Genomic DNA, 11982 nt, shown 5'->3' with positions numbered 1-11982 from the left:
CCTTTACGCGCTGCCGCTTTTCGGCTCTGCTGACGCCATGGGCCGGTGGAGGAGCCGTGCCCGAGGAGGAGGACAGACATGTACACGCTGATCGGCAGCCCGATGAACCGCACCTTCCGCGTCCTGTGGGCGCTGGAGGAACTGGAGCAGCCCTACACCCGCCAGATCGAACAGCCGCGCTCCGCCGCGGTCTGTGCCCTCTCGCCCCTCGGCAAGGTGCCGATCCTTCTGGTGGATGACGAGCCGGTGACGGATTCCGTCGCAATCCTGACCTATCTCGCGGATCGCCACGGCGGCCTGACCCATCCGGCAGGCACGCTGGCCCGCGCCCGGCAGGACGCGCTGACCCACCAGGTGCTGGACGAGATCGAAGCGCTGATCTGGACCGCCGCCCGCCATACCTTCATCCTGCCCGAGGAGCGCCGCGTGCCCGACATCAAGCCCGCGCTGCGATGGGAGTACGAGAAGAACCTCACCAGCCTCGCCACGCGCCTCGCGGATCAGCCCTACCTCGCGGGCGAGGAGATGACCGTGCCCGACATCCTGGCACTGCATTGCCTGAACTGGGCCGCCGCCGCCCGCTTCCCGGAACCGCCCGCGCCGCTGGCCGCCTATGCCGCCCGCCTGCGCGCCCGCCCCGGCTACAAGCGCGCGGTCACCTCGGAAAAGACGGCCCAGGCCGCCTGACCAGCGCCGCCTCCCCCCGCCTAAGCACCGCCCCGATAAAGAAGGCCCCGCCACATCGCGCGCCGGGGCCCTTCATTTCCGTTGCAGAAATATCCTCGGGGGGGCCGCGCCAGCGGCGGGGGGGCAGACAGCCCCCCTCCAGCATGTCCCCAAGCGCACAGGCCCCGGCACCCACCCAAGAATCTTCGAAAATTGTTGGGAAAATTCTTTGAAGAATTTTCCGCGCCCGGCCGGAACGACCTGCAGCCCCTCGGCCCTGCCCGTTTTCTTCGAAGAAAACGGACCGGAAAATGTGCATTTTCCGGACTGGGCCTCAGGCGCAGGCGCGCGCTGCGGCAAGGCCGGCCCAGCGACCGGTCGCAAGGCAGGCGGTCAGCAGGTAGCCTCCGGTAGGGGCCTCCCAGTCCAGCATCTCGCCGCAGGCAAAGACGCCCGGCCGCGCCACGACGCCAAGCTCCGCATCCAGCCCCTCGAACCGCAGCCCGCCCGCGACGGAGATCGCCTCGTCCATCGGCCGCGGACCCGCGAGCGGCAGGGGCAGCGCCTTGATCGCGCCCGCCACGTCCTCCGACAGGGGACGTGCGCATTCCATCAGAAGCGCCCGTTTCGCCGGGTCGAACTTCAGCGCCTTGCGCAGGTGGCTGGCCAGTGAATCCCCGCGCCTGCGGCGTGACAGCCGGGCCCGCACCTCCTCGAGGCCCAGGTCGGGCGCGAGGTCCAGCAGCAACGGCACGCCCTCCCTCAGACGGTCGGCCAGGGCATAGACCGCCCCGCCCTCGATGCCCCGGGCCGAGATCACGAATTCGCCACGGCTCACCCGGTCCCCGGCGCGCAGCGCCACGGCCTTCACCGGGCGGCCGAACTGGGGTGCCATCTTCTCGGTCCAGTCCACGAGGAAACCGCAGTTCGCCGGCTGGAAGGGCGCCACCGGCCCGGTCCACGCCGCCCAGCCCCCGTCGGAGCCGAGCCGCGCCCAGCTGGCCCCGCCGCAGGCCAGCACCACCGCGTCGGGCGTCACCTCCCGCGGCCCCTCGGGCGTGTCGAAGCGCAGGGCGCGCGGGCTGTCGCCCCAGCCGGTCCAGCGCCAGCGCCGGTGCAGCACCACCCCCAGCCCGTCGAGCCGCGCAAGCCAGGCCCGCAGCAGCGGCGAGGCCTTCATCACCTTCGGGAAGACCCGCCCGGTGGAGCCGGTGAAGAGCGCCTGTCCCAGCCCGTCGGCCCAGTCCTGCACGTCGCGCGGACCGAAGGCCTCCAGCATCGGGCGCAGCACGGGCGCCGCCCCGCCATAGGCTGCGAGGACCCGGTCGAAGGGTTCGTCCTTGGTCAGGTTCAGCCCGGACTTGCCGGCCATCAGGAACTTGCGCGCAGGCGAGGGCATCGCCTCGGCCAGCACGACCCGATGGCCCTGCCCCGCCGCGGCCTCTGCCGCCATCAGCCCCGCGGGGCCCGCACCGATCACCCAGATCTCAGCCACGTCTTGCCTTTCCCGGCCCCTCGGCCAGATTAGCCCCATGACGGAGGACAGCGACGCCAGCCCGATCTGCCCGCTCTGCCTGCGGCCCATTCCGCCGCAGGCGCGCCAGAGCCTGCATCACCTCGTGCCGCGGCTGAAGGGCGGCACCCACGGGCCCAAGGTGCTGCTGCACCAGATCTGTCACACGACGATCCACAAGACCTTCACCGAGGCCGAACTGGCCCGCGATCTGAACACGCCCGAGGCGCTGCGCGCCCACCCCGATCTGCAGGGGTTCCTGCGCTGGATCGCCAGGCGCCCGCCGGAGTTTCACGCCCGCACGGCCGGCCCGCGGAGGGGGCGCCGTTAGCGGCACAGGGCCTTGATCCCGGCCGTGACCTTCGGATCGGCGGCCAGCACGTCCGCGGACATCTCCCGCGCCGCCGCCAGAACGTCACCCTCGACGATCCGGTCGATCAGCCCGAAGGCATAGGCCTCCTCCGCCGTCAGCTTCTGCGCGCCCATGAGGATCAGTTTGGTCCGCGCAGGCCCGATCAGCTGCGCCATGCGGACCGGGTCCGAGGGCTGCGGCAGGAAGCCGAGCTTGATCGCGGGGTAGAAGACTTTCGCCCCCGGCACCGCGAGGCGCAGGTCGCAGGCCAGCGCCATCCCCATGGCCCCGCCCGCCAGCGTGCCGTTCAGCGCCGCGATGGTGAGGCCGGGCAGCGCCGCCACCCCACCCGAGAGACGCTCCCAGACCGGATCGGTCGCCAGCCCCGCACGGGCCTCGTCGAGGTCGGCGCCTGCGGAGAAGACCTTGCCCGTTCCGGTGATCACCAGCACCTGTGCCTCGGCCGCCGCGGTGGCGATATCCGCCAACTCGGTCAGCATCTCCCGCGTGAGGGAGTTTGCCTTCTCCGGCCGGTCGATGGTCAGGGTCCAGAAGCCGCCGTCCTTCTCAAGGCGGATCATGCGATGAGCCCCACGGTGCGGCGGACCTCCTCCTCCCGCAGGCTGATCTCCTCGCCGAGGTAACCATCGGCGGCGGGGGTGCACATCCACATCAGCGTCTTGGCGGGCCACTCGGGGGGCACGTGATCCTCCCAGTCGAGCTGACTCACCGGGTTCACGCCGCTGGCCTTGATGTCGCGCTGCATCTGCGTCGCCACCGTGCCGGGCGAGAGGCCCATGATGCGCAGGCCCTTGTCCGCGTTTTCGAGGTGCGCCGCGCGGGTCAGCATCGCCGTGCCCGCCTTGGAGGTGCAATAGGCGCTCCAGCCTTCCAGCGGGCGGTGGGCCGCGCCGGAACTGATGGTGATCACCGTGCCGCCGCCCTGCGCCAGCATCACCGGCATCGCCGCGCGCATCCCGTTGAAGACGCCCTTGGTGTTCACGTCGAGAACGTGGCCCCATTCCTCGGGGTCGGCCTCGATCAGCGGCGCGATGGGCTTCAGGGCCCCGGCGTTGTTGATCAGGATGTCGAGCTTGCCGAAGGCCTGCAGGCAGGCGTTCACCGCGGCCTCGACCTCCCAGTAACGCGAGATGTCGCAGGGCACGGCGATGGCATCGGGGCCGATCTCGCCGGCGATCCGGGCGATCTCGTCCCGGCCGCGGGCCAGCAGGGCAACCTTGGCGCCGGCCTCGGCAAAGAGCCGGGCGGCGGCCTCGCCGATGCCACGGCTCGCACCGGTGATCATCACGACCTTGCCTTCGAACTGCGTCATCTGCTCCTCCTTCGCGCTGCGGATCGGGTCTTTGGTAGCTTGGAGAGAAGGTAGGGTCCAGAGCCCGGGCGGCGAGGGGGATGTGGCGACGCGCCGGATGATCAAGGGCGCTGCAACGCGGGGGCGAGGGAGGGTCTGAGCGGGAAAGAGGACGCGGATGGGTCTGACGGTTCGCCGTCACGTCGCTTGACCTGCGTCCGCACACGCCACTCACGCGCATCTGCCCGGCGGGCAGCCGGGCGCCACGGCCTTGGATGGCGCGCACCCGACAGGTCCCTTCCATGCCCCTATCCGGCACCCACGCAGGGCAGCGCCGGCCCACGGGGTGGCGCAATAGCGCCGGTCGCCATTGGTGCGCCATTGGTTCGAGCCCCAATGGCGACGGGGGGCGGGTCGGCGCTGCCCGGCCTATCGGCCGGGCGGGACATGTCGAGAGGATGGCGCCTAAGGTTCATCCAGAGGCAAGGGGCGCGCCGGGGCATTTACCAGCCATCCAGCAAGCAAACCGCGCGCCACCCCCCTCCTGCCCGGAACCGCCCCCCTGCCCGCTCTCACGGCACACTCCCACAGCACCGCCCCAGAGACGCAGCGCCGCGGGACGCCCCTCCCTTGCCCGTCCACCGCGCATCCGGTAGGGGAAATCAATGCCGCAAGGCCGAAAGGACCCCCCTATGACGCAAGCGCTTTCCGATCTCACGCAGGCCCTCCTCGCCGCGGCCAAGGCCGCGGGCGCCGATGCCGCCGACGCCATGGCGCGGTCCGGCACCGCTCTCGCCGTCGACATGCGGGGCGGTACGCTGGAACATGCCGAACGGTCGGAAGCCACCGAAATCGGCCTGCGCGTCCTGATCGGCCAGCGGCAGGCCTGCGTCTCGGCCTCGGACACGCGCCCCGACACGCTGGAGGCCATGGCCACCCGTGCCGTCGCCATGGCGAAGGAAGCCCCCGAGGACCCCTATGTCGGCCTCGCCGATCCCGACCAGCTGTCCGCCCGGCGCGACGCCGAAGGCCTCGAACTGGCCGATGATGCGCCCGAGCCCGCGCCCGAAACCCTTCAGGATGACGCCGCCCGGGCCGAGGCCGCCGCCATGGAAGTCGCGGGCGTCACCAAGATCGACAGTGCCTCCGCAGGCTATGGCCGGACCGAGATTTTCATCGCCGCCACCAACGGGTTCGCCGGGGGCTACAGCCGCACGCAGCGCTCGCTCTACTGCTCGGCCATCGCGGGAGACGGCGCGGGTATGCAGCGCGACGGGGACGGCGACGGGCGGCTGATCCAGTCCGACCTGCGCAGCCCCGAGGACATCGGCCGCAGCGCCGGTGAACGCGCCGCCGCCATGCTGAACGCCCGCCGTCCCGCCACGGGCCGCTACCCGGTGCTCTACGACGAGCGCATCGCGGGCTCGCTCATCGCCCATCTGCTGGGCGCCGTGAACGGACAGGCCATCGCCCGCGGCGCCTCCTTCCTGCGCGATGCGCTCGGGGAGGTTGTGCTGCCGGAGAGCCTGTCGCTGGTGGAAGACCCGCTGCGCAAGCGGACCTCCGGTTCGCGCCCCTTCGATGCCGAGGGGCTGCCCACGGCCCGGCGCACCATCGTCGAGAACGGCCGCCTGACCGGCTGGACGCTCGATCTGGCCACGGCGCGCAAGCTGGGCCTGTCCTCCACGGGCAACGCGGCGCGTGGCCTCTCGGCCCCACCCTCGCCCAGCACGTGGAACTTGGAACTGACCCAGGGCAGCGTGACCCGCGAGGAGCTGATCCGGCAGATGGGCACCGGGCTGCTGGTGACCTCGATGATCGGCTCCACCATCAACGCCAACACGGGCGAATATTCCCGCGGCGCCTCTGGCTTCTGGATCGAGAACGGCGAGATCGCCTACCCGGTGCAGGAATGCACCATCGCAGGCAACCTGCGCGACATGCTCAAGCGGATCGTGCCTGCGAACGACGCGCGGGCGCACCTGTCGCGGGTCGTGCCCTCGCTGCTGGTCGAGGGGCTGACGATTGCAGGCACCTGACCCCACCGCCCGGGATCTCGCCGACCTGACCCTGCTGGCCGAGGCCGCGCGGGAGGCAGGCCGGGTGGCCCTGCAATACACCGGCCCCACGGCGCGGGCCTGGGACAAGCCCGGCAACCTCGGCCCCGTGACCGAGGCCGACATGGCCGTGAACGAGATGCTGGAGCGCGAGCTGCGCGGGGCGCGTCCCGACTACGGCTGGCTCTCGGAAGAGAGCACCGACAGCGAGGCGCGGCTGCACCGCGACCGCGTCTTCATCGTCGATCCGATCGACGGCACCCGCAGCTTCATCGAGGGCTCCGGCTCCTGGGCGCATTCGCTGGCCGTGGCGGAGCGTGGCGAGGTGGTGGCCGCCGTCGTCTACCTGCCGGTGAAGGGCAAGCTCTATGCCGCCGCCCGGGGCCAGGGTGCGCGGATCAACAACCGGCCGATGCGCGCCTCGGAGCGCGACTCGCTGGACGGGGCCACGCTGCTGGCCGCGAAACCGGCCTGGGATCCGCAGCACTGGCGCGGGGCCGTGCCGCAGTTGATCCGCCACTACCGGCCCTCGTTGGCCTACCGGCTGTCGCTGGTGGCCGAGGGACGCTTCGATGCGATGCTCACGCTGCGCGACAGCTGGGAATGGGACATCGCCGCGGGCGACCTGATCCTGCGCGAAGCCGGCGCCACCACCTCGGACCGGCGCGGAGGCACGCTGCGCTTCAACAATCCGCATCCGCAGGTGAAGGGCGTCGTGGCCTCCGCCCCCGGCCTGCACGCCGCCCTCCTGTCGGCGCTGACGCCCTGATCGGTCACTGGCTGACGCCTGGCGGACGGCGCCGGGGCGCGAGACGCCACTGGCCCGCAGCCAAGAATTTTCGAAACTTCTTGGGAAAATTCTTCGAAGAATTTTCAGCGTCCGGGGCAAAGGACGTCCGCCCCCTGTTTCACACCCTGCCGCAACGGCAGCGCACGGGAAATTTCCCAAGAATCCCGCGCCTCTCGCCTGTGAAGGCCTCGGCGTGCCTTGCGCCCCCGGCCCGGACGGATATTTTGGCGCCAGAAGCGCCACGCGGGCGGGGAGGCCGCAGATCGCTTGATCCCGGGCCAGCCCCGCGCGGACTGCGCCTACTCTGCCGGAAAGGAAGTGCCATGACCCAACGCCTGCATCTGGTTTTCGGGGGCGAACTCGTCGACCCGTCGAAGAACGTCTTCAAGGACGTCGAGAACCTCCACATCGTCGGCATGTACCCGAACTACGCCGCCGCCTACGACGCCTGGAAGGCCGAGGCACAGCGCACGGTCGACGACGCCCACACCCGCTACTACATCGCCCACCTGCACCGGCTGCGCGACGAGGAGATGGCTGCCTCTTCGACCGAAGAGCTGGGTAACTGATCCAGCATGAGCCGCTCCGTCAGTCTGGCTGCCTACATGGCGCTGGCGGGGCGTGGCCTCCGCGAGGGCTACGATCCCGGTCCTGACCGGCCCGAGGGGCCTGTCATCTGGGGCCATGCCGCCCGCGGGCGCAGCCTGCCCGCGCTCGCGGAACTCGGCCAGCGCCTGATCGCACAGCGCCCGGACCTCTCGATGGTCCTTACCGCGGCCGAGGGCATCCGGCCCCCGGCCCGGCTCAAACCCGGGCTGATCTGGGCCCCCGCCCCGCCCGAGAACACCGAGGCGATCACCCGCTTCCTGAGCCACTGGCGCCCCAGTGTCGGGCTCTGGACCAGTGGCCACCTGCGGCCAGCGCTGATCACCCATGCCGGCAAGACCGGCCTGCCGCTGATCCTCGTGGATGCGGAGGAAGATGCCTTCGACGAGCTTCGCTGGCGCTGGCTTCCCGCCATGGGCCGCTCGGTCATGGCGCCGTTCCATGCCATGCTGACCGCCTCGGAGGGGGCTGCGCGGCGGCTGCGCCGGCTCGGCGTCGATCCGGCGCGGATCGCGATCACCGGCCCGATGCTGGAGGGCGGCACCGCCCTGCCCTGCGACATGGGCGAACGCGAGTCGCTGGCGCGTGAACTGGGCACCCGGCCGGTCTGGCTGGCCGCCCGCATCCAGCCGGACGAGCTGGAAACCGTGACCCGCGCCCACCGGCAGGCCAACCGCTATGCCCACCGCCTGCTGCTGATCGTCGTGCCCGACGACGAGGACGAGGGACCGGCGCTGGCGGCACAGCTGCGGCGCGAGGGCTGGCGCCTCGGGGTCTGGTCCGAGGGCGACGTGCTGCGCGAGGACACCCAGATCCTGCTGGCCGACACCCGGGGCGAGATGGGGCTCTGGTACCGGCTGGCGCCGATCACCTTCATGGGCTCCTCGCTGACGCCGGGCCACGGCGGGCGCAACCCGTTCGAGCCGGCGGCGCTCGGCTCCGCCATCCTCTACGGCCCCAATGTCAGCCGTCACCTCGACGCCTATTCCCGCCTGGCGCAGGCTATGGGCGCGCGTATCGTGCGCGACGCCGACACGCTCTCGGCCGCCGTCTCGCAGCTCACCGCGCCCGACCGGGCCGCGGCCATGGCCCATGCGGCCTGGACCGTGGCCACCGAGGGCGCCGAAGTCACTGACCGGGTCCTCGACCTGGTGCAGGACCTGATGGACCTGCGGCCGGAGGCATGATGCACGCACCGCGATTCTGGTTCACCCCGCCCGCACGGCCCGACTGGCGCGCCCGCCTGCTGGCGCCGCTGGGACAGCTCTATGCCGGGGCGACGGCGCGCCGCCTGGCGCAGGGGCCCGGCATCGCCCCGGGCGTGCCGGTGATCTGCATCGGCAACCTCAACGCGGGCGGCACCGGCAAGACCCCGACGGCCATCGACATGCTGATGCGCCTGCAGGCCCGCGGCATCCGCGCCCATGCGGTCAGCCGCGGCCATGGCGGCACCCTAGAAGGGCCGGTGCAGGTCGACCTGCAGCGCCACAGCGCGGCAGAGACCGGCGACGAGCCGCAGCTGCTGGCCGCCTTCGCCCCCACGTGGATCGCGAGGGACCGCGCCGCGGGTGCCGCCGCCGCCGTGGCAGAGGGCGCGCAGGCCATCGTGCTGGACGACGGGTTCCAGAACCCGACCCTGCACAAGGACCTCTCGCTCATCGTGGTGGATGCGGCGCGCGGCTTCGGCAACGGGCGCTGCCTGCCGGCAGGCCCCCTGCGGGAGCCGGTGACCAAGGGCCTGGCCCGCGCCGACCTGCTGCTGTCGATCGGGCCCGATGCCGCGCAGGAGAGCTTTGCCCGGGCCTGGGGCGACAGCATTGCCCTGCCGCACCTGACCGGCGCCCTCGCCCCGCTGGAGACCGGCATGGACTGGGCCGGGCAGCGCGTCCTCGCCTTTGCGGGCATCGGCCATCCCGAGAAGTTCTTTGCCACGCTGCGCGCGCTCGGCGCCGATCTCGTGGCGACCCATGCGCTTGGCGATCATCAGGCCTTCGGGTCCGCGCTGCTGACCCGGCTGGAACGGGACGCTGCCCGCCTCGGGGCGCAGATGGTGACGACCGAGAAGGATGCCGTGCGCCTGCCCCCGGCCATGCGGTCGCAGGTGCTGTCGCTTCCGGTGCGGCTCAGCCTCGCGGATGACACTGCGCTGGAGGCCGCGCTCGACCGGATCTTCGCCGCCGGCTGACCTGCCCGCCGCGAGGCAGGCCGGGCGGCAGGTACTACCAGGGGGCCGCCGTCAGCGCCCCGGCAGGGTGCCCCGCTGCGGCGCATTCACCGGTCGCGGCAACGTCTGAATCTGAGGCTCAACCGGCGGCCAAATCAGCGGCCCGGAATGCGCGACCGCTTGGTCCCGGCACCGTCCCAATTGTCCATCGCCTCCAGCGCCTCCTCGGCGGTCTCGACGAAGCGGAAGAGCTTGAGATCCTCCTGCGAGATCGTGCCCGCATCGGCCAGCGCCTGCCAGTTCACCACCTCTTCCCAGAAGGAGCGCCCGAAGAGCAGCACCGGCACCTGTTCCATCCGCCCGGTCTGGATCAGCACGAGGCTCTCGAAGAGTTCGTCCAGCGTGCCGAAGCCGCCGGGGAAGACGCAGATCGCCTTGGCGCGCATCAGGAAATGCATCTTGCGGATGGCGAAGTAGTGGAAGTTGAACGTCAGCTCGGGCGTCACGTATTCGTTCGGCTCCTGCTCGTGCGGCAGCACGATGGAGAGGCCGATGGAACAGCCCCCCGCCTCGGCCGCGCCGCGGTTGCCGGCCTCCATCACGCCCGGTCCGCCGCCGGTGCAGATCACGTCATGCTGGCAGCCGCCCGCCAGCGAGCGTTCCGTCACCATGCGGGCAAAGCGGCGCGCCTCCTCGTACTGGCCCGAGAGTTCCGCCAGCCGCGGGGTCCGGGCCTCGCCGGCCTTCTCGGGGCGCGGGATGCGGGCCCCTCCGAAGAGCACGATGGTCGATTCCACCTTGCGCTCGTCGAGGATCATCTGGGGCTTGAGCAGTTCCAGCTGCAGGCGCACGGGGCGCAATTCGTCGCGCAGCAGGAAGTCCTCGTCGGCATAGGCCAGCCGGTAGGACGGGCTCCGGGTCTGCTCGGTGCCGCGTGCCTCCTGCGCGGCCTCGTAGTCGGAACCGGCATCACGGAACCGGCTGTGGCGGTCGTCACTCATCCGCTCTCTCCTTCTTTGCCTTCAACCTAGCCCGGCGCGGGACGCTCGGCCAGTTCCACCTGCTTTCCCCTGCGCAATTGCACCCTTCCCCCGATCTGCTATGACCGTCGCCAAGCAAAAGACATGCAGACGAGGAGCACCATGGATACCAAGGGTCTGGAAACCGCCATCGAAGCCGCGTGGGACGCGCGCGACACGATCACCTCCGCCACCACCGGCGAAACCCGCGAGGCCATCGAGGACACGCTGAACGCGCTCGACAGCGGTCAGCTCCGCGTGGCCGAGAAGCAGGCCGACGGCAACTGGCAGGTGAACCAGTGGGCCAAGAAGGCCGTGCTCCTCGGCTTCCGGATCAAGGACATGGAACTGCAGGACGGCGGCCCGCAGGGCTCCGGCTGGTGGGACAAGGTCGACAGCAAGTTCAAGGGCTGGGGCGACAACCAGTGGAAGGCCGCGGGCTTCCGCGCCGTGCCCAACTGCGTCGTGCGCAAATCGGCTTACATCGCGCCCGGCGCGGTGCTGATGCCCTCCTTCGTGAACCTCGGCGCCTATGTCGACAGCGGCACCATGGTCGACACCTGGGCCACCGTCGGCTCCTGCGCGCAGATCGGCAAGAACTGCCACATCTCGGGCGGCGCGGGCATCGGCGGCGTGCTGGAGCCCCTGCAGGCCGGCCCCGTCATCATCGAGGACAACTGCTTTGTCGGCGCGCGCTCGGAAGTGGCCGAAGGCGTGATCGTGCGCGAGGGCTCGGTCCTCGGCATGGGCGTGTTCCTCGGCCAGTCGACCAAGATCGTCGACCGCGAGACCGGCACCGTCTCCTACGGCGAAGTGCCGCCCTACTCGGTGGTCGTCGCGGGCACCATGCCCTCGAAGAACGGCGTGAACCTCTACTGCGCCGTCATCGTGAAGCGCGTGGACGAGCGGACCCGCTCCAAGACCGGCGTGAACGAGCTGCTGCGCGACTGATCGCGTCGCGAAGCGTATCGCAGACAGTATCGACAGGGGCGTGGCGCAGGCCGCGCCCCTTTTTCGTGGGCCCCTTTTTCGTGGGCCCTCGGGCCTTGCGCGATGGGGCTGCATGGCGGGCCTTGTGCTGGCCGACGCACACCTGCGGGAACCTGACGCCCCCTTTCCCCGTTGTCCCGGCAACCAAACGGAAAGGATACGAGATGCAAGGACTGGGCTGGATTGCCGCCATCATCGTCGGCGCCCTCGCGGGCTGGATCGCAGAGAAACTGATGCGGGCCGATCACGGGCTGCTGACCAATATCGTGCTGGGGATCATCGGCGCGGTGGTGCTGAACTTCCTGTTGCTCGCCATCGTCGGCAGCACCCTCGGCGGCATTGTCGGCCAGCTGATCATCGGGATCATCGGCGCCTGCCTGCTGATCGCCGGGTACCGGATGCTGCGCAGGGCCTGAGAGGGGCCTGAGCCTCCGCGGAGCCCGGGGCCCCGCCTCAAAGCTCGACACAAGACACGAAGCGGGGCGCCCCACGGCGTCCCGTTTTCGCGTTCCG

At 70.8% G+C, this 11982-nt stretch carries 13 protein-coding genes; 9 read left to right on the top strand and 4 right to left on the bottom strand.

Annotated elements, in window-relative coordinates; all coding sequences use genetic code 11:
* Nucleotides 1-78: 78 nt before the first annotated feature.
* The gene (locus tag ACX9MO_RS10840) at nucleotides 79-687 is read left to right on the top strand and encodes a glutathione S-transferase family protein (protein WP_222493650.1); all 609 of its coding nucleotides are present in this window, start codon (nucleotides 79-81) and stop codon (nucleotides 685-687) included.
* Nucleotides 688-1000: 313 nt separating this feature from the next.
* Here ACX9MO_RS10840 and ACX9MO_RS10835 read toward each other — a convergent pair whose 3' ends face one another.
* Nucleotides 1001-2161, bottom strand: coding sequence for a TIGR03862 family flavoprotein (locus tag ACX9MO_RS10835; RefSeq protein ID WP_462211846.1), 1161 nt, complete (start codon nucleotides 2159-2161; stop codon nucleotides 1001-1003).
* Between the two features lie 37 nt (nucleotides 2162-2198).
* On the opposite strand from ACX9MO_RS10835, the gene ACX9MO_RS10830 reads away from it, so the two are divergent.
* A complete protein-coding gene (locus ACX9MO_RS10830) occupies nucleotides 2199-2510 on the top strand; it encodes an HNH endonuclease (RefSeq protein ID WP_222493653.1) in 312 nt (103 codons plus the stop codon).
* Here ACX9MO_RS10830 and ACX9MO_RS10825 read toward each other — a convergent pair.
* Both ACX9MO_RS10825 and ACX9MO_RS10820 read right to left on the bottom strand, forming a co-directional pair.
* Nucleotides 2507-3112, bottom strand: coding sequence for an enoyl-CoA hydratase/isomerase family protein (locus tag ACX9MO_RS10825; RefSeq protein ID WP_462211845.1), 606 nt, complete (start codon nucleotides 3110-3112; stop codon nucleotides 2507-2509). The two genes, ACX9MO_RS10830 and ACX9MO_RS10825, sit on opposite strands and share 4 nt — an antisense overlap.
* Nucleotides 3109-3864: an SDR family oxidoreductase gene (locus ACX9MO_RS10820; protein ID WP_462211844.1), complete on the bottom strand. Its 756-nt coding sequence runs from the start codon at nucleotides 3862-3864 to the stop codon at nucleotides 3109-3111. The genes ACX9MO_RS10825 and ACX9MO_RS10820 overlap by 4 nt, the downstream gene beginning before the upstream one ends.
* A gap of 671 nt (nucleotides 3865-4535) precedes the next feature.
* On the opposite strand from ACX9MO_RS10820, the gene ACX9MO_RS10815 reads away from it, so the two are divergent.
* From ACX9MO_RS10815 to lpxK, 5 genes are all read left to right on the top strand, one after another.
* Nucleotides 4536-5882 carry a TldD/PmbA family protein gene (locus ACX9MO_RS10815; RefSeq protein WP_462211843.1) on the top strand — a complete coding sequence of 449 codons (1347 nt, stop codon included), beginning with the start codon at nucleotides 4536-4538 and terminating at the stop codon, nucleotides 5880-5882.
* Nucleotides 5869-6669 (top strand): inositol monophosphatase family protein, encoded by an 801-nt coding sequence (locus ACX9MO_RS10810; RefSeq protein ID WP_222493657.1) that lies wholly within the window; start codon nucleotides 5869-5871, stop codon nucleotides 6667-6669. Before ACX9MO_RS10815 ends, ACX9MO_RS10810 begins: the two co-directional genes overlap by 14 nt.
* A gap of 344 nt (nucleotides 6670-7013) precedes the next feature.
* Nucleotides 7014-7259 (top strand): DUF4170 domain-containing protein, encoded by a 246-nt coding sequence (locus ACX9MO_RS10805; RefSeq protein ID WP_224819129.1) that lies wholly within the window; start codon nucleotides 7014-7016, stop codon nucleotides 7257-7259.
* A 6-nt stretch (nucleotides 7260-7265) separates the two neighbouring features.
* Complete coding sequence (locus tag ACX9MO_RS10800; protein ID WP_222493659.1) at nucleotides 7266-8483, top strand: 3-deoxy-D-manno-octulosonic acid transferase; 1218 nt, start codon at nucleotides 7266-7268, stop codon at nucleotides 8481-8483.
* Nucleotides 8483-9481: a tetraacyldisaccharide 4'-kinase gene (gene lpxK, locus ACX9MO_RS10795; RefSeq protein ID WP_462211842.1), complete on the top strand. Its 999-nt coding sequence runs from the start codon at nucleotides 8483-8485 to the stop codon at nucleotides 9479-9481. Before ACX9MO_RS10800 ends, lpxK begins: the two co-directional genes overlap by 1 nt.
* A gap of 134 nt (nucleotides 9482-9615) precedes the next feature.
* On the opposite strand, the gene ACX9MO_RS10790 is transcribed toward lpxK, so the two are convergent.
* Complete coding sequence (locus ACX9MO_RS10790) at nucleotides 9616-10461, bottom strand: LOG family protein (RefSeq protein ID WP_222493663.1); 846 nt, start codon at nucleotides 10459-10461, stop codon at nucleotides 9616-9618.
* Between the two features lie 141 nt (nucleotides 10462-10602).
* Between ACX9MO_RS10790 and dapD the strand changes: the two genes are divergently transcribed.
* A complete protein-coding gene (dapD, locus tag ACX9MO_RS10785; RefSeq protein ID WP_222493750.1) occupies nucleotides 10603-11430 on the top strand; it encodes a 2,3,4,5-tetrahydropyridine-2,6-dicarboxylate N-succinyltransferase in 828 nt (275 codons plus the stop codon).
* 203 nt (nucleotides 11431-11633) lie between these two features.
* A complete protein-coding gene (locus ACX9MO_RS10780; RefSeq protein WP_222493665.1) occupies nucleotides 11634-11885 on the top strand; it encodes a GlsB/YeaQ/YmgE family stress response membrane protein in 252 nt (83 codons plus the stop codon).
* Nucleotides 11886-11982 lie beyond the last annotated feature (97 nt).

Source organism: Pseudooceanicola profundus (assembly GCF_054919315.1).
The sequence above is the reverse complement of the archived record's forward strand: the minus strand, read 5'-3'. Positions and strand labels throughout refer to the sequence as shown.